Annotated in this window: 21 protein-coding genes and 1 pseudogene; 11 read left to right on the top strand and 11 right to left on the bottom strand. The window is 61.4% G+C overall.

The genetic code is table 11. From position 1 onward, the window contains the following. Positions 1 to 57: 57 nt before the first annotated feature. Both ACIOUG_RS10270 and ACIOUG_RS10265 read left to right on the top strand, forming a co-directional pair. Complete coding sequence (locus ACIOUG_RS10270) at positions 58 to 609, top strand: cytochrome c oxidase assembly protein (protein ID WP_003220348.1); 552 nt, start codon at positions 58 to 60, stop codon at positions 607 to 609. A 25-nt stretch (positions 610 to 634) separates the two neighbouring features. Beyond that, complete coding sequence (locus ACIOUG_RS10265) at positions 635 to 1522, top strand: cytochrome c oxidase subunit 3 (RefSeq protein WP_282412655.1); 888 nt, start codon at positions 635 to 637, stop codon at positions 1520 to 1522. Between the two features lie 7 nt (positions 1523 to 1529). Here ACIOUG_RS10265 and ACIOUG_RS10260 read toward each other — a convergent pair whose 3' ends face one another. Further along, on the bottom strand, positions 1530 to 1733 hold the full coding sequence (locus tag ACIOUG_RS10260; RefSeq protein WP_041073718.1) for a twin transmembrane helix small protein: 204 nt from the start codon (positions 1731 to 1733) through the stop codon (positions 1530 to 1532). Between the two features lie 71 nt (positions 1734 to 1804). Here ACIOUG_RS10260 and ACIOUG_RS10255 point away from each other — a divergent pair, with 71 nt between their 5' ends. Genes ACIOUG_RS10255 through ACIOUG_RS10235 form a run of 5 tightly spaced genes read left to right on the top strand, consistent with a single transcriptional unit; the run spans position 1805 to position 5713 of the window. Then, the gene (locus ACIOUG_RS10255; RefSeq protein WP_401064938.1) at positions 1805 to 2545 is read left to right on the top strand and encodes an SURF1 family protein; all 741 of its coding nucleotides are present in this window, start codon (positions 1805 to 1807) and stop codon (positions 2543 to 2545) included. Then, positions 2511 to 3104, top strand: a complete 594-nt coding sequence (locus tag ACIOUG_RS10250) for a hypothetical protein (RefSeq protein WP_401064936.1) — start codon at positions 2511 to 2513, stop codon at positions 3102 to 3104. Before ACIOUG_RS10255 ends, ACIOUG_RS10250 begins: the two co-directional genes overlap by 35 nt. Before the next feature lie 10 nt (positions 3105 to 3114). After that, positions 3115 to 4194, top strand: coding sequence for a heme A synthase (locus tag ACIOUG_RS10245; RefSeq protein WP_401064933.1), 1080 nt, complete (start codon positions 3115 to 3117; stop codon positions 4192 to 4194). Continuing rightward, positions 4182 to 5081: a heme o synthase gene (gene cyoE, locus ACIOUG_RS10240; RefSeq protein WP_401064930.1), complete on the top strand. Its 900-nt coding sequence runs from the start codon at positions 4182 to 4184 to the stop codon at positions 5079 to 5081. The genes ACIOUG_RS10245 and cyoE overlap by 13 nt, the downstream gene beginning before the upstream one ends. Then, entirely contained in the window at positions 5078 to 5713 is a 636-nt protein-coding gene (locus tag ACIOUG_RS10235) for an SCO family protein (RefSeq protein ID WP_401064928.1), read from the top strand. Before cyoE ends, ACIOUG_RS10235 begins: the two co-directional genes overlap by 4 nt. A gap of 281 nt (positions 5714 to 5994) precedes the next feature. On the opposite strand, the gene ACIOUG_RS10230 is transcribed toward ACIOUG_RS10235, so the two are convergent. The 3 genes from ACIOUG_RS10230 to ACIOUG_RS10220 form a co-directional block, all read right to left on the bottom strand. After that, complete coding sequence (locus tag ACIOUG_RS10230) at positions 5995 to 6765, bottom strand: MetQ/NlpA family ABC transporter substrate-binding protein (RefSeq protein ID WP_401064925.1); 771 nt, start codon at positions 6763 to 6765, stop codon at positions 5995 to 5997. A 78-nt stretch (positions 6766 to 6843) separates the two neighbouring features. Beyond that, entirely contained in the window at positions 6844 to 7554 is a 711-nt protein-coding gene (locus ACIOUG_RS10225) for a methionine ABC transporter permease (RefSeq protein ID WP_193774905.1), read from the bottom strand. 5 nt (positions 7555 to 7559) lie between these two features. Beyond that, a complete protein-coding gene (locus ACIOUG_RS10220; RefSeq protein ID WP_401064923.1) occupies positions 7560 to 8567 on the bottom strand; it encodes a methionine ABC transporter ATP-binding protein in 1008 nt (335 codons plus the stop codon). Positions 8568 to 8826: 259 nt separating this feature from the next. Between ACIOUG_RS10220 and katE the strand changes: the two genes are divergently transcribed. Beyond that, positions 8827 to 10968: a catalase HPII gene (gene katE / locus ACIOUG_RS10215; RefSeq protein ID WP_401064921.1), complete on the top strand. Its 2142-nt coding sequence runs from the start codon at positions 8827 to 8829 to the stop codon at positions 10966 to 10968. A gap of 76 nt (positions 10969 to 11044) precedes the next feature. Here the strand turns inward: katE and ACIOUG_RS10210 are convergent, their stop codons facing one another. The 4 genes from ACIOUG_RS10210 to ACIOUG_RS10195 are packed head-to-tail and all read right to left on the bottom strand — an operon-like array spanning position 11045 to position 13844. Further along, on the bottom strand, positions 11045 to 11758 hold the full coding sequence (locus tag ACIOUG_RS10210) for a PA5502 family lipoprotein (RefSeq protein ID WP_003220324.1): 714 nt from the start codon (positions 11756 to 11758) through the stop codon (positions 11045 to 11047). Positions 11759 to 11795: 37 nt separating this feature from the next. After that, a complete protein-coding gene (gene znuB, locus ACIOUG_RS10205) occupies positions 11796 to 12584 on the bottom strand; it encodes a zinc ABC transporter permease subunit ZnuB (RefSeq protein WP_008081222.1) in 789 nt (262 codons plus the stop codon). Continuing rightward, on the bottom strand, positions 12577 to 13362 hold the full coding sequence (gene znuC / locus ACIOUG_RS10200; protein WP_401064917.1) for a zinc ABC transporter ATP-binding protein ZnuC: 786 nt from the start codon (positions 13360 to 13362) through the stop codon (positions 12577 to 12579). Before znuC ends, znuB begins: the two co-directional genes overlap by 8 nt. After that, positions 13362 to 13844, bottom strand: coding sequence for a Fur family transcriptional regulator (locus ACIOUG_RS10195; protein ID WP_007962761.1), 483 nt, complete (start codon positions 13842 to 13844; stop codon positions 13362 to 13364). Before ACIOUG_RS10195 ends, znuC begins: the two co-directional genes overlap by 1 nt. A gap of 66 nt (positions 13845 to 13910) precedes the next feature. On the opposite strand from ACIOUG_RS10195, the gene ACIOUG_RS10190 reads away from it, so the two are divergent. Continuing rightward, the gene (locus ACIOUG_RS10190) at positions 13911 to 14831 is read left to right on the top strand and encodes a zinc ABC transporter substrate-binding protein (protein ID WP_401064914.1); all 921 of its coding nucleotides are present in this window, start codon (positions 13911 to 13913) and stop codon (positions 14829 to 14831) included. An 82-nt stretch (positions 14832 to 14913) separates the two neighbouring features. Here ACIOUG_RS10190 and ACIOUG_RS10185 read toward each other — a convergent pair whose 3' ends face one another. Further along, positions 14914 to 15867 (bottom strand): homoserine kinase, encoded by a 954-nt coding sequence (locus tag ACIOUG_RS10185; RefSeq protein WP_401064911.1) that lies wholly within the window; start codon positions 15865 to 15867, stop codon positions 14914 to 14916. A 61-nt stretch (positions 15868 to 15928) separates the two neighbouring features. Continuing rightward, a complete protein-coding gene (locus tag ACIOUG_RS10180) occupies positions 15929 to 16225 on the bottom strand; it encodes a DUF2782 domain-containing protein (protein ID WP_007962757.1) in 297 nt (98 codons plus the stop codon). Between the two features lie 74 nt (positions 16226 to 16299). Here ACIOUG_RS10180 and polA point away from each other — a divergent pair, with 74 nt between their 5' ends. Beyond that, positions 16300 to 19104 carry a DNA polymerase I gene (gene polA / locus ACIOUG_RS10175; protein ID WP_401064908.1) on the top strand — a complete coding sequence of 935 codons (2805 nt, stop codon included), beginning with the start codon at positions 16300 to 16302 and terminating at the stop codon, positions 19102 to 19104. A 413-nt stretch (positions 19105 to 19517) separates the two neighbouring features. On the opposite strand, the gene yihA is transcribed toward polA, so the two are convergent. Beyond that, entirely contained in the window at positions 19518 to 20162 is a 645-nt protein-coding gene (gene yihA / locus ACIOUG_RS10170) for a ribosome biogenesis GTP-binding protein YihA/YsxC (protein ID WP_401064906.1), read from the bottom strand. Between the two features lie 191 nt (positions 20163 to 20353). Between yihA and ACIOUG_RS10165 the strand changes: the two are divergent. Continuing rightward, positions 20354 to 20527: pseudogene (locus ACIOUG_RS10165) on the top strand (cytochrome c5 family protein); the annotation flags it as partial.

Raw genomic sequence — 20527 nt, 5'->3', positions numbered from 1 at the left:
AACTGCATTCGCGAGCAAGCCCGCTCCCACAGGGGATCTCGGCTGAGGCTGAAAATCATGGCTGACTCGATCTCGCTGAAAAAACTGGTCACCCGCCTGCTCGGGGTGGTGGTGGCGATGTTTGTCTTTGGTTTTGCCCTGGTGCCGATCTACGACGTGATGTGCAAGGCCTTCGGCATCAACGGCAAGACCGCCGGGCAGTACGAGGGTGAGCAGGTGGTGGATAACTCGCGGCAGGTGCGCGTGCAGTTTCTGTCGATGAACAACGCCGACATGCCGTGGGAGTTCTACCCCAAGGGTGAGGAACTGGTGACCCATCCCGGCGGCGTAAACGAGATGATCTTCGTCGCCCGCAACCCCACCGACAAACCGATGAGCGCCCAGGCCGTGCCGAGTATCGCACCCAGCGAAGCGGCGGCGTATTTCCACAAGACCGAATGCTTTTGCTTTACCCAGCAGGTGCTGCAGCCCGGTCAGCAGATCGAGATGCCGATGCGTTTCATCATTGACCGCGACATGCCCAAGGACGTGAAGCACCTGACGCTGTCCTACACGCTGTTCGATATCACCGCCCGACATCCTCCGGTGGCTGCAAACACTGGCGGTTAAGCGTGCCCGATAAGGAGAACAATAAATGGCAACTCATGAGCACTATTACGTCCCGGCCCAGAGCAAATGGCCGATCATCGCCACCTTCGGCATGGTCATCACCGTGTACGGCCTGGCGACCTGGTTCAACGATCTGAAGGCAGCGCGCCCGGAATCCCACGGCCCGTACATCTTTTTCGTCGGCGGGCTGTTGCTGGCGTACATGCTGTTCGGCTGGTTCGGTGCGGTGATCAAGGAAAGTCGCGCCGGGCTGTACAGCCCGCAGCTGGATCGCTCGTTCCGCTGGGGCATGAGTTGGTTCATCTTCTCCGAGGTGATGTTCTTCGTCGCCTTCTTCGGTGCGCTGTTTTACGTGCGGCACATCTCCGGCCCGGCGCTCGGGGGGGAAGGCCCGAAAGGCATCGCGCACATGCTCTGGCCGAACTTCCAGTTCACCTGGCCGCTGCTGCATACGCCTGACCCGAAACTGTTCCCGCCGCCCAAGGAAGTCATCAGCCCGTGGGGCCTGCCGCTGATCAACACAATTCTGCTGGTCAGCTCCAGCGTGACCATCACCATCGCCCACCATGCGTTGAAGAAGGGCCATCGCGGCGCGCTGAAAATCTGGCTGGCGATCACCGTGCTGCTGGGCTGCGGCTTCCTCGCCTTGCAGGCCGAGGAATACATGCACGCCTATCACGAACTGGGCCTGACTCTGGGTTCGGGTATTTACGGCGCGACGTTCTTCATGCTCACCGGTTTCCACGGCGCGCACGTGACCATCGGCACGATCATTCTGTTCGTGATGCTGATGCGCATCATGAAGGGCCATTTCGATGCCGAGCATCAGTTCGGCTTCGAGGCCGCGAGCTGGTACTGGCACTTCGTTGATGTGGTGTGGATCGGCCTGTTCATCTTCGTTTATGTGCTCTGAGCACTGATCACCAAGGCGCGTGCGACACCAGTTGGCCGCTGTAAAAGCCCCAGGCAATCAAGCCGACAGTGGCAGCGGCCAATGCCACCCGAACACTCAAGGCGATCACCAGGCGATTGGAACTGCTGTCGTCCTTGACCAGGAAAAACAGGCCGCTGAACAGGCTGATCACCGTGGCAATCAGCAGCACGACAATGGCTGCCTTGAGCATGGGAAGAACTCCGGGGGACAGGCGATGCAGTTGAGTATAGCGAGCGCGACGACTGACTTTGTGGCGCAGCCATGAAGCGCTTCCGCCCAGGCGTGATACCGACCGTGGTGGTGGCGCTGTTGCTGCCGCTGCTGGTGTCGCTGGGCTTCTGGCAACTGGGCCGGGGGGCGGAGAAAACCGCCCTGCTCGCCACTTATGCCGAGCGCCGCGCGGCTGATCCGATGGCCAGCAGCGAATTGCTGCACAGCGCCGACCCGGCCTTTCGCCGCGTGCACCTGTACGGCCAGTTCGATGGCACCCACAGCCTGCTGCTGGATAACCGTCAGCGCAACGGCAAGGTCGGCATCGAGCTGCTGCAACCGTTTCAGGATCGGGCCAGCGGCCAGTGGCTGTTGGTCAATCGCGGCTGGCTGCCGTGGCCGGATCGTCGGGTGACGCCGCAATTCGCTACCCCCGCCGACGCGGTGAACCTGGACGCCTGGGTCTACGTCGCCCCCGGCGCGACCTTCCAGTTGCACGCCGACCCCGCCAGCAGCACCTGGCCGCAAACCATCACCGCCGTGGAGCCGGCCAAGCTGTGGAAAACCCTCGAACGCGACGGCTTCGCCTACGAACTTCGCGCCGAACCCGGCCCCGCCAGCTACGAGGCCGACTGGCCAGTCGTTGCGATGGGCCCGGAAAAACACCTTGGATACGCCGTGCAGTGGTTCGCCATGGCCACCGCCCTGCTCGGTCTCTACATCTACCTTGGATTGCACAACGCAAAGGAGAAACACCATGGGAACGGCCATGAATCCACCCAGCATGTCTGAGGCGAAAACCCCGGCCACCCGCCGCCGTGGACGGATCCAGCTGCTGCTGATTCTGCTCGGCGTGGTCGGCCCGATGATTCTCGCCACCGGCATGTACAAATTGCAGTTCTGGGTGCCGGAAGGTCGCAGCTACCACGGCGAACTGCTCGGCAACGGCCAGACCCGCGCCGACCTCGGTGTGCAGGCCGATGAGCAGCGCTGGCAGATGCTGGTGACCGCGCCGAAGGATTGCGCGGTGGACTGCCAGCAACTGGTGTACCTCGCCCGGCAGATCCAGATCGGCCTCGGTCGCGACGCCGGTCGCGCCAGCCACGCCCTCGCCGCCGCGCAACCGTTGAGCGCCGACTACGAGGCCAAGCTGACCCGCGAATACCCGCAGCTGCAACGCTATCCGCTGGACAGCGCTGCGTTCAGCAAAGCCACCGGCGACAAGGCCACACCGCAATTGTGGATCATCGACCCCCACGGCAACCTCGTACTGCGCTACGACCCGAGCGTGAAAGGCAAGGATCTGCTCAACGACCTGCGTCATCTGCTGAAACTGTCGAACATCGGATAAGGGCATCGTCATGGCCAAACCTGGATTTCGCCTCGCGCTGTTTGCCACCCTGTTGGCACTGATCGTCGTGCTGCTCGGCGCCTACACCCGCCTGACCCACGCGGGCCTCGGCTGTCCGGACTGGCCGGGCTGTTACGGTTTTATCAGCGTGCCGAAAAGCGAAGCCCAACTGGCCCATGCCGAACTGCATTACCCCGACTCGCCGGTGGTGGCGCACAAGGGTTGGAACGAGATGATCCACCGTTACTTCGCCGGCACCCTGGGCATGCTGATTGCGATTCTGGCCGGACGTGCCTGGGTCAGTCGTCGGCATCCGGGGCAGCCGTTGAAGCTGCCGCTGTTTCTGCTGGCGGTGGTGTTCGCCCAGGCGGCGTTCGGCATGTGGACGGTGACGCTCAAGCTCTGGCCGCAAGTGGTCACCGGGCATTTGCTCGGCGGCTTTGCGACGTTGAGTCTGCTGTTCCTGCTGACCTTGCGCCTGTCCGGCGTGCTGCCGGCGCTGACCGTCCCCAAGCGTTTGCAGTATTGGGCGACGGCGGGGCTGTTGCTGGTGATCGGCCAGATTGCCCTCGGTGGCTGGGTCAGCTCCAACTACGCGGCGGTGGCCTGCATCGACTTCCCGACCTGCCACGGCCAATGGCTGCCGCCGGCGGACTTCGCCAACGGCTTTCACCTGACCCAGCACATCGGCCCCAATTATCTCGGCGGCCAACTCGACAGCGATGCACGCACAGCGATTCACCTGACCCACCGCATTGGCGCGCTGCTGGTGACGCTGGTGTTGCTCGGTCTGGCCTGGCAACTCAGGGCTGTCGGCATGACACGTTTGGCCGGGCTAGTCGTCATCGCCCTCGCCGCACAAATCACCCTCGGTATCAGCAACGTATTGTTCCATCTGCCGCTGCCGGTGGCCGTGGCCCACAACGCCGGCGGCGCGGCGCTGCTACTGAGCATGGTGCTGGTCAATTATCACGCGCGCACCAGTCTGGTCCGGGTCAAACAGCCGGTACTCGCCCGCTGGCGCCTCAGCCCGCGCAAACACGTGGCGGCGCCCATCACTATTAAAGGAGAAACGCCATGGCGCTTCTGATCAGCGAACGTCCCGCCCAGGCGCTGTGGCGTGACTATCTGGAGCTGACCAAGCCGAAAGTGGTGGTGCTGATGCTGATCACCTCGCTGGTCGGCATGTTCCTCGCGACCCGCGCCGGGGTGCCGTGGACGGTGCTGGTGTTCGGCAATCTGGGGATCGGGCTGTGTGCCGGCGGTGCGGCGGCGGTCAATCATGTAGTGGATCGGCGCATCGACGCGGTGATGGCGCGCACGCACAAACGGCCATTGGCCGAGGGCCGGGTTTCGCCGGCGGCGGCGCTGACCTTTGCGCTGCTGCTGGCGTTGCTCGGGCAGGCGATGCTGCTGACCTTCACCAATCCGCTGACCGCGTGGCTGACCCTCGCTTCGTTACTCGGCTACGCGGTGATCTACACCGGTTTCCTCAAACGCGCGACGCCACAGAACATCGTCATCGGCGGTCTGGCCGGCGCCGCTCCACCGCTGCTCGGCTGGACCGCCGCCACCGGCCATGTCAGCGCCGAACCGTTGCTGCTGGTGCTGATCATCTTCGCCTGGACCCCGCCGCACTTCTGGGCGCTGGCGATCCACCGTAAGGAGGAATACGCCAAGGCCGACATCCCGATGCTGCCGGTAACCCACGGCGAGCACTACACCAAGGTGCATATTCTGTTGTACACCTTCGCCCTGCTCGCGGTGAGCCTGCTGCCGTACGTGATTCACATGAGCGGCGTGCTCTACCTGATCTGCGCCCTCGCGCTGGGCGCAAGGTTTCTGCAATGGGCCGTGGTGCTGTACCGTGGCACTCGGCCGCACGCGGCGATCAACACCTTCAAGTACTCTATTTATTACTTGTTCCTGTTGTTCATCGCCCTGCTCGTAGACCACTACTTACTGTTGAACCTATGACTCGAACCCAGAAAACCGTCTTCATCCTCGTCGCCGTGATCGCGCTGATCCTGGGACTGACCGTCAACAAAGTGCTGAGTGGCAAGGGCCAGGGCGACCCCACCGCGCTGATCGACGCCGGCATCATCCTGCTACCGCAAAGCCGCACGTTGCCCGGTGTGACCATGACCAATCAGGATGGCCAGCCGGTCGCCATCGACGAGTTGAAAGGCAAATGGAGCCTGCTGTTTTTCGGCTACACCTTCTGCCCGGACATCTGCCCGACCACCCTCGCCCAACTGCGCCAGATCAAGAGCGAGTTGCCCAAGGATGCTGTGGATAAGTTGCAGATCGTGCTGGTCAGCGTCGACCCGAACCGCGACACCCCGCAGCAGTTGAAGCAGTACCTCGGTTACTTCGATCCACAGTTCGTGGGCCTGACGCCGAAGTCGATCGAAGAGCTGCAGAAGGTGGCGAACGCGGTGAGTATTCCGTTCATTCCGGCCGATACAAGCAAGCAGAATTACACCGTCGACCACAGCGGTAACCTGGCGGTGATCGGCCCGGACGGCACCCAGCGCGGCTTCATCCGTGCGCCGCTGAACAACGCCAAACTGGTGGCACAGCTGCCGGTGATGCTTAACCGTAAATAGCCAAGATCAAAAGCCACCCCTCACCCTAACCCTCTCCCGGAGGGAGAGGGGACTGACCGAGGGATGCTGACGAAATACGCCGACCTGTAAGTCCTTTGCCGAATCCATAATCGACCCAATCTTTCAGGTCGATGTACAACGCAAGACACCTCAGTCGGCTCCCTCTCCCTCCGGGAGAGGGCTGGGGTGAGGGGCGAATACACAGCAGGTCCAAAACCGAACACTCAGCCACAAAAAAAGGGGACGCCATTGGCGTCCCCTTTTCATTGCAGCTATCTGTATCAAAACGCCGGCAACACCGCGCCTTTGTACTTCTCGGTGATGAATTTCTTCACTTCCGGGCTGTGCAGCGCATCAGCCAGTTTCTTCATCGCGTCGCTGTCCTTGTTGTCCACACGGGACACCAGGATGTTCACGTACGGCGAGTCGCTGCCTTCGATCACAAGCGCGTCCTTGGACGGATCGAGCTTGGCTTCCAGCGCGTAGTTGGTGTTGATCAGCGCCAAGTCGACCTGGGTCAGCACGCGCGGGATGGTCGCGGCTTCCAGTTCACGGATTTTCAGGTCTTTCGGGTTCTCGGCGATGTCCTTCAGGGTCGACAGGATGTTGGTCGGATCCTTCAGGGTGATCAGGCCGGCCTTGGCCAGCAGCAACAGGGCACGGCCGCCGTTGGTGGCGTCGTTCGGGATCACCACGTTGGCGCCGCTTGGCAGGTCTTTCAGATCCTTGATCTTGCTCGAGTAGGCGCCCAGCGGCTCCAGGTGCACGCCGGTCACAGCCACCAGGTTGGTGCCCTTGGCCTTGTTGAACTCATCGAGGTACGGCTGGTGCTGGAAGAAGTTGGCGTCCAGACGCTTTTCGGCCACCTGTACGTTCGGCTGAATGTAGTCGGTGAACACCTTGACCTTCAGCTCCACGCCTTCTTTGGCCAGGGCCGGCTTCACGAACTCGAGAATTTCCGCGTGCGGCACCGGAGTGGCGGCAACGGTCAGGGTTTCAGCGTGGGCCGAAAAAGCGGCTACGGCAGCGAAAGCAGCGATCAGTTTTTTCATTCAGCTAACTCCTTATGAGGCGCCCGTCTGGCGCCTGCCAGCGAATGGCCGGCTCATCTCTTGATATACAAAAACCGGTTATTTACGCGAGAAATGCACGACCAGACGGTCGCCTACCATTTGCAGCACTTGTACCAGAATCAGCAGCAACACCACGGTGACGATCATCACGTCAGTCTGGAAACGCTGGTAGCCGAAACGGATCGCCAGGTCACCCAGACCACCGGCACCGACCACACCGGCCATCGCCGTGTAGGACACCAGAGTAATCGCGGTCACCGTAATCGCTGCGAAGATGCCCGGACGGGCTTCCGGCAGCAAGGCGTTCATGATGATCTGCCGGGTGGTCGCGCCCATCGACTGGGTGGCTTCGATGATGCCGCGATCGACTTCACGCAGCGCGGTTTCCACCAGACGCGCGAAGAACGGCGTCGCACCGACCACCAGCGGTGGAATCGCACCGGCCACGCCCAGCGAAGTGCCGGTGATCAGCACGGTGAACGGGATCATCACGATCAGCAGAATGATGAACGGCAAGGAACGCAGGATGTTCACCGCCAACGACATGATCGCGTAGACCACCCGGTTTTCCAGCAGCTGGCGCGGGCTGCAGAGAAACAGCAGCACGCCCAGCGGCAAGCCGAGCAGAACGGTGAACAACAGCGAACCACCGAGCATCAGCATGGTGTCGTTGGTGGCCAAGCCGATTTCCAGCCAGTCGATGTTCTGGAAGAACAGCTTGATGGCTTCTACTGCGGCGTCGTAGTTCTTGATTGCAGCGTCGTACATTTCCATTAACGCAGCACCTCCATGTGAACGTCAGCGGCGGTGAAACGGGCGAAGGCCGCTTCCATGTCGCCACCGGTGACGGCGAGGGTCAATTGCCCGTAAGGAATGTCTTTGATGCGGTCGATGCGACCGGCGAGGATGCTGTAGTCGACCCCGGTTTCCCGGGCCACAGTACCGAGCAATGGCGCGTAGGTCGCTTCGCCCTGGAAGGTCAGACGCACGATACGACCCGGCACGTGAGCGAAGTCATCACGCTGCTCGTTTTCGTCAATCTGCTCACTTTCCTGGACGAAACGCTTGGTGGTCGGGTGCTGCGGATGCAGGAACACATCGGCCACCGAGCCTTGCTCGACAATCACCCCGGCGTCCATCACTGCGACCTGGTCGCAGACGCGACGGATCACATCCATCTCATGGGTGATCAGGACGATGGTCAGTTTCAGTTCACGGTTGATCTCGGCCAGCAGTTGCAGAACCGAGGCGGTGGTCTGTGGGTCGAGGGCGCTGGTGGCCTCGTCGCACAGCAGAACCTTCGGCTTGGTCGCCAGGGCGCGGGCGATGCCGACGCGCTGTTTCTGGCCGCCGGACAATTGTGCCGGGTACTTTTTCGCGTGATCGGACAGACCGACCCGCGCCAGCAGCTCGGCGACGCGCTGATTGATCTCGCTGGTCGACAGCTCGCCGGCCAGGGTCAGCGGCAGCGCGACGTTGTCGGCCACGGTCTTGGAGGCGAGCAGATTGAAGTGCTGGAAGATCATCCCGACTTGCTGGCGGAAACGGCGCAGGCCGTTGGCGTCCAGCGCGGTGACTTCTTCGCCGTCGACGATGATCTTGCCACCGCTCGAGTCTTCCAGGCGATTGATCAGACGCAGCAGGGTACTTTTTCCCGCACCGGAATGGCCGATCAGGCCGAAGACCTGACCGTTTTCAATCGAAAGACTGGTCGGGTGCAGGGCGGGGATGTCCTTACCGGCGACGCGGTAAGTTTTGTGGACGTTTTGAAACTCGATCACGTAGCGAACCTTGTGGGGCGCGTTAGAAAAGGATCAGCGGTTAGCCGGGCGCGCATTTTAGCCTGTCCGTATAGAGGTTCTTAGCATTTATTTCGCAATTAACCTTCGATTTGGCAATAACAAGATCAAAGGTCATAAAAAAGGAACGCCCGTTCCTGCTCATTGGTCACTAGATAAGCGACTTGAAACCCTGGGTAACCGTGCCCGGAAACGCTCAAGAGTCCCCGTAAAAAGGGGTCAACCGAGGAGTTTACGTCTGATGAGCAGCAAGAAACCTACGACCGACAAAAGCCAGCTGGCCGGAACCGATACCAAGGATCGCGCCAACACCAACGCCAAACTCGATAGCCTGGAGAAGTTTCGCTCCGACGCTACCGGTCAGGCCCTGCGCACCAATCAGGGAGTGAAGGTCGCCGATAACCAGAACACCCTCAAGGCCGGCCCGCGCGGGCCGTCGTTGCTGGAAGACTTCATCATGCGTGAGAAAATCACGCACTTTGACCATGAACGCATTCCAGAGCGCATCGTCCATGCCCGCGGGACTGGCGCGCATGGTTTCTTCCAGGCCTACGAGAACCATGCGGCGCTGACCAAGGCCGGCTTCCTGCAGGATCCGGGGAAAAAGACCCCGGTGTTCGTGCGTTTTTCCACGGTGCAGGGGCCGCGCGGTTCCGGCGATACCGTGCGTGACGTGCGCGGTTTCGCGGTGAAATTCTTCACCGACGAGGGCAACTTCGATCTGGTCGGCAACAACATGCCGGTGTTCTTCATTCAGGACGCGATCAAGTTTCCCGACTTCGTCCACGCGGTGAAACCCGAGCCGCACAACGAGATCCCGACCGGCGGCTCGGCCCACGATACATTCTGGGATTTCGTTTCGCTGGTGCCGGAATCGGCGCACATGGTGATCTGGGCGATGTCCGACCGGGCGATCCCGAAAAGCCTGCGCAGCATGCAGGGCTTCGGCGTGCACACCTTCCGCCTGGTCAACGCCGAGGGCAAATCGCGCTTCGTCAAATTCCACTGGCGCCCGACCGCCGGCACCTGTTCGCTGGTGTGGGACGAGGCGCAGAAGCTTGCCGGTAAAGACACCGACTATCACCGTCGCGATCTCTGGGAAGCCATCGAGATGGGTGACTATCCCGAATGGGAACTGGGCGTGCAGGTCATCGAGGAGGAAAACGAGCACGACTTCGATTTCGACATCCTCGACCCGACCAAGCTGATCCCCGAAGAAATCGTGCCGATCACCCCGCTGGGCAAGATGACCCTGAACCGCAATCCGGACAACTTCTTCGCCGAGACCGAGCAGGTCGCGTTCTGCCCGGGCCACATTGTGCCGGGGATCGATTTCTCCAACGACCCGCTGCTGCAAGGTCGGCTTTTTTCCTACACCGATACGCAAATCAGCCGACTCGGTGGGCCGAACTTTCATGAGCTGCCGATCAACCGCCCGGTGGCGCCGTTCCACAACGGTCAGCGCGATGCCCAGCACCGTACGGTGATCGACAAGGGTCGCGCGTCTTATGAGCCAAACTCGATTGATGGCGGCTGGCCGAAAGAGACCCCGCCAGCCGCGCAGGACGGCGGTTTCGAGACTTATCCGGAACGCATCGACGCTGCCAAGATCCGCCAGCGCAGCGAGTCGTTCAGCGATCACTTCTCGCAGGCACGGCTGTTCTTCAACAGCATGAGCCCGCACGAGAAGGAGCACATCATCGCTGCCTACAGTTTCGAGCTAGGCAAGGTGGAACGCGAGTTCATCCGCGCCCGGGAGGTGAACGAGATTCTCGCCAACATCGACCTTGAACTGGCCAAACGCGTAGCAGCCAACCTGGGCCTGCCAGCACCTAGCAAAGGCACGGTCGAGGTGCGCAAGACCTCGTTCGATCATTCGCCGGCGCTGAGCCAGGCCAACCTGCTGCCAGAGAACATCAAAACCCGTAAAGTGGCGATTCTTGCCGCCAACGGCGTCGATGGTGCGGCGATTGATGCGATGAAGAAGGCCTTGGCTGCACAGGGTGCGCACGCCAAGCTGCTCGGCCCGACTTCAGCGCCGGTGAAGACTGCCGACGGTAAAGCCCTGCCGGTGGACGCATCCATGGAAGGCATGCCTTCGGTGATCTTCGATGCGGTGTTCGTGCCGGGTGGCGCGGCGTCGATCAAGGCGTTGAGCGGCGACGGCGTGGCGTTGCACTACCTGCTGGAGGCGTACAAGCACCTGAAGGCGATTGCGCTGCACGGCGAGGCCAAGCAGTTGCAGGATCTGCTGAAGCTCGAGGCGGATGCGGGGTTGCTGCAGGGCAAGGATGTGCCGGGATTGACCAAGCCGTTCTTTGCGGCGATCGGGCAGCATCGGGTTTGGGATCGCGAGCCTAAGGCCAAGGCCATTCCAGCCTAAAGCAAAAAATCGCAGCCTCCGGCAGCTCCTACAGGGATAACTTGCACCTGTAGGAGCTGCCGGAGGCTGCGATCTTTTAAGGTTTGGCTGGAATCAAGACCATCTGCGCCGGCACCGTGCGCAGAATCTGCTTCTCGATGCGCAATTCGAAATCCGGATTCAGTTTCTTCACCCGCTTGCTCAGCAGAGTCGCCAGCCAAGGGTAATCCTGAGTGCGTGGCGCCTGAATGCTCACGGCACACTCATAATTCACCACATCGGCGGCGATCGCGTCGAGTTGCCGGCGAAGTTTGCGACTATCGTTGATGTTCAGCGCCACCGTGGTGCTTTCGGCGGTCGGGTCGATGACCTTGGCTTTCGGTTTGGCTTCGGCCGCCAGCAGCGCGGCTTCGGCTTTCTCCAGCTCGGCTTTGCGGGCTTCGGTGATGGCGCCATTGACACCACCGGTCAGCGCCGGGGCTTTGGGCATCAGCGCCCGGGCACGGCTCAGCGCGGTGGCGGCGGCGTTTACATCACCTTTCTGCAATACGATCTGACTGCGGCGCAGGTAGGCCTCGGCCAACTGGCGCTGGTATTGCTCAAGGGACTGATCGTTGGGGTTCTGTGCCTGCAAGGCGGCCAATTGGTCTTCGGCGGTGGCCAGTTCGCTGCTGGCCAGACTTTGCTCCAGCTGTGCGATGGCCGTGGCCCGCGCGTCGGGGGCTTCGGCCACCGGCGGCGTGCTTTGGCAGGCGCCCAGCAGCACGGAAAATGCGACAAGGAGCAGATAACGGGAGGCGAACGGCTTCATTCCTGCGACTCTCTAATTGCGCAAAAAGCGAGCAAGTCTACACCCCTCGACGGGGCAGAACAAAACTCAGCAGAAACAGTGCGGCCGCCGTCACAACGATCGACGGCCCCGCCGGGGTGTCCTTGAACCATGACAGCGCCAGCCCGCCACACACGGCGAGCATGCCCAGCAGGCTCGCGCCGACAGCCATCTGCTCCGGCGAACGGGCGTGACGCTGTGCCGCAGCTGCCGGGATGATCAGCAGCGAAGTAATCAGCAACACCCCGACGATTTTCATCGCCACCGCGATCACCACCGCAATCAACAGCATCAGCGCCATACGCAGGCCCGCCACCGGCAGGCCTTCGACCTTGGCCAATTCCTCATGCACGGTAATCGCCAGCAGCGGCCGCCACAGCGTCACCAGTAACACCAGCACCGCTGCACTGCCGCCGAGGATCCACGCCAGGTCGGTCGGGCTGATCGCCAGCAAGTCGCCGAACAGATAGGCCATCAGGTCGATCCGCACTTCATGCATGAAGCTTAGTACCACCAGCCCGAGAGAGAGCGTGCTCGGTGCAAGAATCCCCAACAGCGTGTCGGAGGCCAGCGGCTGGCGCTGTTGCAGGGTCACCAGCAGCACCGCCAGCAACAGGCAGCCGACGGTCACCGCGACTGTCGGGCTGACGTCCAGCAGAAAGCCCAACGCCACGCCGAGCAGCGCGGCGTGGGACAGGGTGTCGCCGAAATAGGCCATGCGCCGCCAGACCACGAACGACCCCAACGGCCCGGCCACCAGCGCCAGCGCCAGACCTGCAAGCAGGGCATACAACAGAAAATCAGCCATGCTTGCAGTGGTCTCCGTGAACGTGGGTGTGGCCCGCACCGGGCGCCTTGACCACCGAACCGTGCAGGTCATGGGCGTGGTCGTGATGGTGGTGATAGATCGCCAGGCTTGGCGCATTCTTGCCGAACAGCTCGACGAAGGCCGGATCGCCGCTGACCTGCTCCGGATGCCCGGAACAGCAGACGTGACGATTCAGGCAGACCACCTGATCGGTGGTGCTCATCACCAGATGCAGATCGTGGGACACCATCAGCACACCGCAGCCGTGACGGTCGCGCAGGCGGGTGATCAGGCTGTAGAGCTCGGCCTGCCCGGCGACATCGACACCTTGCACCGGCTCATCCAGCACCAGCAGCTCCGGCTCGCGCAACAGCGCCCGGGCCAGCAGCACACGCTGCATTTCTCCGCCGGAAACGCTTTGCACCGGGCTGTCGATGACATGTTCGGCGCCGACTTCCTTGAGCGCTGCCAATGCACGCGGACGGTCTACGCCGGGCACCAGGCGCAGAAAGCGCAGCACCGACAGCGGCAAGGTCGGATCGACGTGCAGCTTTTGCGGCATGTAGCCGACGCGCAATTTCGGCCTGCGCCAGACGCTGCCGCTGTCCGGCTTCAGCAGGCCAAGCACGGCGCGCACCAGGGTAGTCTTGCCGGCGCCATTGGGGCCGATCAGGGTGACGATCTGTCCCGGTTCGACGCTCAGCTCGATATTGTCCAGCACAGTCTGCCCGGCAAAGGTGACGGCGACGTGCTCAAGACGGATCAACGGGTTGCTCATCAAGCCCCCTGGCAACCGGAACACAGGCCGACCACTTCGACGGTCTGCGCTTCGACGATGAACCCGACATCCTTGGCGCTGTGGATGATCGCGTCGCTGATGGCTTTCTGTTCCAGCTCGATGGCGGCGTGGCACTCGCGGCAGATCAGGAACTGGCCCTGATGCGCATGCTCCGGATGCACGCAGCCGACAAAGGCGTTGAGCGAAGAGATACGGTGCACCAGGCCGTTTTCCAGGAGGAAATCCAGCGCACGGTACACGGTCGGCGGCGCGGCACGGCGGCCGTCCTGCTCGCTCAGTACCGCCAGAATGTCGTAGGCGCCCAGCGGCTTGTGGCTCTGCCACACCAGCTCCAGCACCCGCCGGCGCAACGCAGTCAGGCGCAGGCCTTTCTGGGCGCACAAGGTATCGGCCTCGGTCAGTGCGCTGTGCACGCAATGAGAGTGGTCATGTGGACGGCTGGCAATCGGGGTAATAGGCATGGGCGGCGACGAGTTTTGATAGAGACGTTATTATGTTACCCGTTCTCGCCTCCTTGAGTGGTCATCGTGTCCCGACTTTTTTCTGTTTTTGTGGCTTTTATCGCCAGTTTTCTGCTGATCGGTTCGGCTCAGGCCGAGGTCAGGGTTCTCACCAGCATCAAACCGTTGCAGTTGATTGCCGCGGCGGTGCAGGACGGTGTGGCCATCCCGGAAGTGCTGCTGCCGCCGGGCGCTTCGCCGCATAACTACGCGCTGCGCCCGTCCGACGTGCGCAAGGTGCAATCGGTGGACCTGCTGTACTGGATCGGCCCGGACATGGAAGGTTTCCTGCCACGCGTGCTCAACGGTCGTACGCTGCCGAGCGTCGCTGTGCAGGACCTGCCGGGCATGAAGTTGCGCCGCTTCGCCGAAGACAGTCATTCCCACGCCGAAGACGCCGACGAGCATGATCACGATCATCGCCCGGGCACGCTGGATGCGCATTTGTGGCTGTCACCGGTCAACGCGCGGGTGATTGCCGACAAGATGGCAACCGACCTCAGCGCTGCCGACCCGGCCAACGCCGAGCGCTACCAGAGCAACGCCAAGGCCTTCGATGAGCGTCTTGATGCGCTGGATGGGCGACTGAAGAAACGTCTGGCCAGCGTTGAAGGCAAACCCTACTTCGTGTTCCACGAAGCCTTCGATTACTTCGAAGACGCTTACGGCCTGAAGCACACCGGTGTGTTCAGCGTGGCCGCCGAAGTGCAGCCGGGCGCGCAGCATGTCGCCGCGATGCGCAAGCGTCTGCAGGAAGTGGGCAAGACCTGTGTATTCAGCGAACCGCCGCTGCGTCCACGCCTGGCGGAAACCCTGGTGGCTGGCCTGCCGGTGAAGCTGGCGGAGCTGGATGCGCTGGGCGGCTATACCCCGGCAACTGCTCAGGGTTATGAGCAGGTGCTGGAGAAGCTGGGCAACGATTTGGCCGGGTGCCTGGAATCGTTGTAAACCCCAAAAAAAGATCGCAGCCTTCGGCAGCTCCTACAGTGCACACTGTGTAGGAGCTGCCGAAGGCTGCGATCTTTTGATCTTAAAGGGCGAAAGGTAGCGGCGTATGAACCTGCTGCCGTTGCGCCAGACGCTGCTCGAACTCCCGCGGATCGTGAATCAGCACGTCCTGCCCGGCGAACTGCTCGGCGGCGATCAGCCGCGACAGCCAGAACCGCACACACGCCACGCGCAGCATGGTCGGCCATAGCTCCGCTTCGGCGGCCGTGAACGGACGCAGCGCCGCATAGGCACCGAGGAATGCGCGGGCACGCGGGCCGTCAATCAAGCCTTCCTCGTCCGAACACCAGTCGTTCAAGGCAATCGCCACGTCGTAGAGCATCGGCCCCGAGCAGGCGTTATAGAAGTCGATCAGACCCGTCAGGTGCGTGCCTTCGAACATCGCATTGTCACGGAACAGGTCAGCGTGAATGTTCGCCCGTGGCAGCGCGAGAATTTTGTCTTTCTGCGCAGTAATTTCATCCAGCGCCTTGTGCAGCAGCGCTCGCGGCTCGTCGCTCAGGTGCGAGAGAAACGCACTGCCCTCCTCCAGCATCCAGTCCAGGCCACGATCGGTCTTGCGCTTGATCATCCGCTCGCCCTGAGTCGCCAGGTGCAGATGCGCCTGCAGCTCGCCGACCTGGGCGCAATGCTGGGCGTTGGCGACTTTGATGTGCTTGCCGGACAACCGTGGTTGCAGCAGCGCCGGTTTGCCTTTCAGCTCACGCAGGGCCACGCCATCGGTGGTGCGCAGCGCGTAGGGCACCGGCAGATCGGCCTCGTGCAACACATCGAGCAGGTCGATGAAGAACGGCATTTCCTGCACCGGGCCGCGCTCGACCAGAGTCAGCACGAACTCGCCCTGCTCCAGGCTGATAAAGAAATTGGTGTTTTCGCTGCCGGCGGCGATCCCCTGGAAATCAAGCAGACGGCCGAGCCCATAAGGGGCGAGAAAGGTTTCCAGCTCGGGCCGAGCCAGGGGGGTGAACACAGACATGGTTAAAAACTGCTCAGTTCGGGCGCCGCGATCAAGCGGCGCCGATTAAAAGTCGGGAATCTTACTTCCAGGTAAAGATTTCCCACGACGGAATCAGCATATCCGGCTGGTCGGAACGGATGTAGTTCACGTCCGAACCATCGGCGCGCACCAGGAAATACGGTTTGCCGCCCTTGGGCGTGACCTTGATCGCATACACAAAGCCACTGCGGCTGTATTCCTGAATGACCTTGTCGCCTTCGGTGTGCGTGTTGATGGTAACTTCCGGCTCCTTTGACGGCGCATCATCCGCCGCCATCGCGGCCAATGGCGAGGCAGCAATCAAACCGACCAGCAGCAAGCGATTTAACGTACGCATGATAACCTTGTCCCTTTGTCGTCAACGGTCCCGCTATTCTAGCGCCGGGCCCGCCGAAAAGGTTGATTCTGCTCATGAGCCAAGCCCCCCTCGTCCTGGTGGACGGTTCGTCTTACCTGTACCGCGCTTTCCATGCACTGCCACCACTGACCACCTCCAAAGGCCTGCCGACCGGCGCGGTCAAAGGTGTGCTGAACATGCTCAAGAGTCTGCGCAAGCAGTACCCGGACAGCCCGTTCGCCGTGGTCTTCGACGCCAAGGGCGGGACGTTTCGCGATGAGATGTACGCCGAATACAAGGCCAACCGCCCGAGCATGCCCGACGACATGCGCGTGCAGATCGAGCCGCTGCACCAGAGCGTGATCGCCCTCGGCTTCCCGCTGCTGTGCGTGGAAGGCGTCGAGGCTGACGACGTGATCGGCACCCTGGCCCGCAGCAGCGCGGCGGCGGATCGCCCGGTGATCATTTCCACCGGCGACAAGGACATGGCGCAACTGGTCGACGGCCACATTACCTTGGTCAACACCATGTCCGGTAGCTCGATGGACGTGGAGGGCGTGAAGGAGAAATTCGGCGTCGCTCCCGAGCAGATCATCGATTATCTAGCGCTGATGGGCGATTCTTCCGACAACATCCCGGGCGTTCCCGGCATCGGACCGAAGACCGCCTCCGGCCTGCTGGTCGGCGTCAACGGCGGCCTGACCGAGTTGTACGCGAATCTCGACATCGTGCCGACCCTGCCGATTCGCGGGGCCAAGACCCTGCCGGCCAAGCTCGAAGAGCACAAGGAGATGGCCTTCCTCTCCTATCAATTGGCGACCATCAAGGTCGACGTGCCGCTCGACGTAGAACTCGACGACCTGCAAATGGGCGCGGAAGACCCGGCCAAGCTATACGAGCTCTACACCCTGCTGGAATTCAAAAGCTGGATCAATGACCTGGATCGCGACGCCAAGCGCCAGGAACTGAGCGCGGCCGCCGAGCCTGCGCCGGCTGGCGATCTGTTCGGCGCGCCTGAAGCCGAAGCGCCAGCCGCTCCCGCTGAAACCGCTTACGAAACCATCCTCGATCAGGCACGTTTCGACGTCTGGCTGGAGAAACTGAACAACGCCAAGCTGTTCGCCTTCGACACCGAAACCACCGGCATTGATGCGCAACAGGCGCAACTGGTCGGCCTGTCGTTCGCGGTGCAGGCCAACGAAGCGGCGTACATTCCGTTGACCCACTCCTACATCGGCGTGCCCGAGCAACTGGATCGCGACACCGTGCTGCGCGCGCTGAAGCCGATCCTGGAAGACCCGAACAAACTCAAGGTCGGCCAGCACGCCAAGTTCGACATGAACATTCTGGCCAACTGCGCCATCGGCGGCGATCAGAGCCAAGGCATCAATGTGCGCGGGATCGCCTTCGATACCATGCTCGAGTCCTACGTGCTCAACTCCACCGCCACCCGCCACGACATGGACAGCCTCGCGCAGAAGTACCTGGATCACACCACCGTGAGCTTCCAGGACATCGCCGGCAAAGGCGCCAAGCAGTTGACCTTCGACCAGATCGCTCTGGAACAGGCCGGCCCATACGCCGCCGAAGACGCCGACATCACTCTGCGCCTGCACCAGACCCTGTTCGACAAACTCAGCGCGATCCCGAGCCTGGCCAGCGTGCTGACCGACATCGAGATTCCGCTGGTGCCGGTGCTGGCGCGCATCGAGCGGCAGGGTGCGTTCGTCGATGCCGAACTGCTCGGCATCCAGAGTATTGAACTGGGCAACAAGATGGTCGCGCTGGAGCGCGAAGCGTTCGAGATCGCCGGCGAAGAATTCAACCTCGGCTCGCCCAAGCAGTTGGGGGTGATCCTCTACGAAAAACTCGGCCTGCCGGTGCTGAAGAAAACCGCCAAGGGCCAGCCTTCGACCGCCGAGGAAGTCCTGGCGAAACTGGCCGAGGATGATCACCGCTTGCCGAAAGTGCTGATGGAACACCGTTCCATGAGCAAGCTGAAAAGCACCTACACCGATCGCCTGCCGGAGCAGATCAACCCACGCACCGGGCGTATCCACACCTCGTACCACCAGGCCGTGGCTTCTACCGGGCGCCTGTCTTCCAGCGATCCGAACCTGCAGAACATTCCGGTGCGTACCGCTGAAGGCCGGCGCATCCGTCAGGCGTTCGTCGCGCCCAAAGGCTACAAACTGCTGGCGGCGGACTATTCGCAGATCGAACTGCGGATCATGGCCCATCTGTCCAAGGACGAAGGCTTGATGAATGCCTTCCGCAACAATCTGGACGTGCACACCGCGACCGCCGCTGAAGTGTTCAAGGTCGAGCTGAACGAAGTGACTTCCGACCAGCGCCGTGGCGCCAAGGCGATCAACTTCGGCCTGATCTATGGCATGGGCGCGCAGAAGCTCGGCAAGGACATCGGCGTCGACACCAAGACCGCCAAGGCCTATATCGACACTTACTTCGCCCGTTATCCGGGTGTGCGTGAATACATGGACCGCACCCGCGCCCAGGCGGCGGATCAGGGTTACGTGGAAACCTTCTTCGGTCGTCGCCTATACCTGCCGGAGATCAACTCCGACAAGCCACAAGAACGCGCCGCCGCCGAACGCACGGCGATCAACGCGCCGATGCAAGGCACCGCCGCCGATATCATCAAGAAAGCCATGGTGGCGGTGGATAACTGGCTGGCGTCTTCCGGACTGGACGCCAAAGTCATCCTGCAGGTGCACGACGAACTAGTACTGGAGGTTCGCGAGGATCTGGTCGATCAGGTGAGCGAGGAAATCCGCCTGCACATGAGCGAAGCGGCGAAACTGGACGTGCCGTTGCTGGTGGAAGTCGGCGTCGGCAATAACTGGGATGAAGCGCACTAAGGCGTCTGGCGCGGGCATTTGCCGCGACACACTGTCGCGGCAGATTGCACGAAAACGGCTTATTTCGAAACGCGCTTGAGCTTATTCCAAAGCTTTTTGAAAAAAATCTGAACTAATCTGACAGCGCACTACTCAGAGATACTGAATGGCTGGTGAAGCCCTTCAATGCTCCTATGTTGTGTTAAGTGTTGGCAGATATCTGAACCCCGCCCTAGCGGTTCGGAACTTAAACCCCGGAACTTCTCCCTCCCCATATGAAGTCCGGGGCTTTTTTTGCCCAAAAATCGGCTGTAGCGCGGTCATGCTGCGTTAAAAGCGTTACTAAAAATGCTCATTTAGGTCCCCTGAACTCCGCTTTTTAGTACCACTTTTGCCTTGCCTGACCGCACTACAACCAATTTTCCATAATCCGATTACTCAACTGTTGCTTCGGCGCCCTTGTCCGCCAGTTCCATCCAGCCCGCCAACACAGTGTAAGCCTCTTCCAGGCCCATGCGCTTTGGCGCCGAGAACAGCTGGATCGTCACCAGATCACCCCAGCCCTTGCGGATTTCCGACTGCACTTTCAGCAGCGTGTTCTTGGCTGCACCGTAGGTCAGCTTGTCGGCCTTGGTCAGCAGAATGTGCATCGGCATGCCGGCCGCAACGGCCCAGTCGAGCATCAACAGGTCGAAGTCGGTCATTGGATGACGGATGTCCATCATCAGAATCAAACCCTTCAAACTCTCGCGGCCACCGAGGTAAGCCTCGAGGTGACGCTGCCAGTGTTGCTTGAGCGGGATCGGTACTTTTGCATAACCGTAGCCCGGCAGGTCGACCAGACGCCGTTCATCGTCTAGCTTGAAGAAGTTCAACAGCTGTGTGCGACCCGGGGTTTTCGAGGTGCGCGCCAGGCTGGCGTGAGTCAGGGTGTTCAGTGCGCTGGATTTACCGGCGTTGGAGCGACCGGCGAACGCCACTTCGAAACCTTCGTCGTCAGGGCATTGATCGACTTTGGCGGCACTGAGCATGAACGTGGACTGTTGGCACAGGCCGAGGATGGGATTCTTGAGTTGCATGAGATTTCCGATGTGGGCGGCGCCGGGATTGGGCGCGGAACGCGGTGTCGCTTCCGTTTCAGTGACGCCAGTATATAATGCCGCAGATTTTGTGTGTGCTTTGTCCCAGCGAAGGATGAAGTTCACGAGAGCCAAAGAACTTGATTGCGCATCAGAACGCAGAACGCTCTCAACCCTGAAAAGGTCGTTTTATGACGAAATGGCTGCTGGCTGCCGGAGTCCTGATACCGCTTTACGGCGCACAGGCTACACAGGAACCGGAAGCCGTGTACAACCGTGTTTGTGGTGCCTGTCATTCCGGCCAACTACCCATGGCGCCCGAAAGAGGCGATCAGGCAGCTGGGACGCCGAGGTTGGCGAAAGGT

It is taken from the genome of Pseudomonas sp. NPDC087803 (assembly GCF_044742995.1).
Classification (GTDB): Bacteria; Pseudomonadota; Gammaproteobacteria; order Pseudomonadales; family Pseudomonadaceae; genus Aquipseudomonas.
This window is presented reverse-complemented; position numbering and strand designations above follow the sequence as displayed.

Coding starts and splice junctions, on each gene's coding strand:
- ACIOUG_RS10270 (WP_003220348.1), top strand. CDS start 58: ATGGCTGACTCGATCTCGCTGAAAAAACTGGTCACCCGCCTGCTCGGG.
- ACIOUG_RS10265 (WP_282412655.1), top strand. CDS start 635: ATGGCAACTCATGAGCACTATTACGTCCCGGCCCAGAGCAAATGGCCG.
- ACIOUG_RS10260 (WP_041073718.1), bottom strand. CDS start 1,733: ATGCTCAAGGCAGCCATTGTCGTGCTGCTGATTGCCACGGTGATCAGC.
- ACIOUG_RS10255 (WP_401064938.1), top strand. CDS start 1,805: ATGAAGCGCTTCCGCCCAGGCGTGATACCGACCGTGGTGGTGGCGCTG.
- ACIOUG_RS10250 (WP_401064936.1), top strand. CDS start 2,511: ATGGGAACGGCCATGAATCCACCCAGCATGTCTGAGGCGAAAACCCCG.
- ACIOUG_RS10245 (WP_401064933.1), top strand. CDS start 3,115: ATGGCCAAACCTGGATTTCGCCTCGCGCTGTTTGCCACCCTGTTGGCA.
- cyoE (WP_401064930.1), top strand. CDS start 4,182: ATGGCGCTTCTGATCAGCGAACGTCCCGCCCAGGCGCTGTGGCGTGAC.
- ACIOUG_RS10235 (WP_401064928.1), top strand. CDS start 5,078: ATGACTCGAACCCAGAAAACCGTCTTCATCCTCGTCGCCGTGATCGCG.
- ACIOUG_RS10230 (WP_401064925.1), bottom strand. CDS start 6,765: ATGAAAAAACTGATCGCTGCTTTCGCTGCCGTAGCCGCTTTTTCGGCC.
- ACIOUG_RS10225 (WP_193774905.1), bottom strand. CDS start 7,554: ATGTACGACGCTGCAATCAAGAACTACGACGCCGCAGTAGAAGCCATC.
- katE (WP_401064921.1), top strand. CDS start 8,827: ATGAGCAGCAAGAAACCTACGACCGACAAAAGCCAGCTGGCCGGAACC.
- ACIOUG_RS10210 (WP_003220324.1), bottom strand. CDS start 11,758: ATGAAGCCGTTCGCCTCCCGTTATCTGCTCCTTGTCGCATTTTCCGTG.
- znuB (WP_008081222.1), bottom strand. CDS start 12,584: ATGGCTGATTTTCTGTTGTATGCCCTGCTTGCAGGTCTGGCGCTGGCG.
- znuC (WP_401064917.1), bottom strand. CDS start 13,362: ATGAGCAACCCGTTGATCCGTCTTGAGCACGTCGCCGTCACCTTTGCC.
- ACIOUG_RS10195 (WP_007962761.1), bottom strand. CDS start 13,844: ATGCCTATTACCCCGATTGCCAGCCGTCCACATGACCACTCTCATTGC.
- ACIOUG_RS10185 (WP_401064911.1), bottom strand. CDS start 15,867: ATGTCTGTGTTCACCCCCCTGGCTCGGCCCGAGCTGGAAACCTTTCTC.
- ACIOUG_RS10180 (WP_007962757.1), bottom strand. CDS start 16,225: ATGCGTACGTTAAATCGCTTGCTGCTGGTCGGTTTGATTGCTGCCTCG.
- polA (WP_401064908.1), top strand. CDS start 16,300: ATGAGCCAAGCCCCCCTCGTCCTGGTGGACGGTTCGTCTTACCTGTAC.
- yihA (WP_401064906.1), bottom strand. CDS start 20,162: ATGCAACTCAAGAATCCCATCCTCGGCCTGTGCCAACAGTCCACGTTC.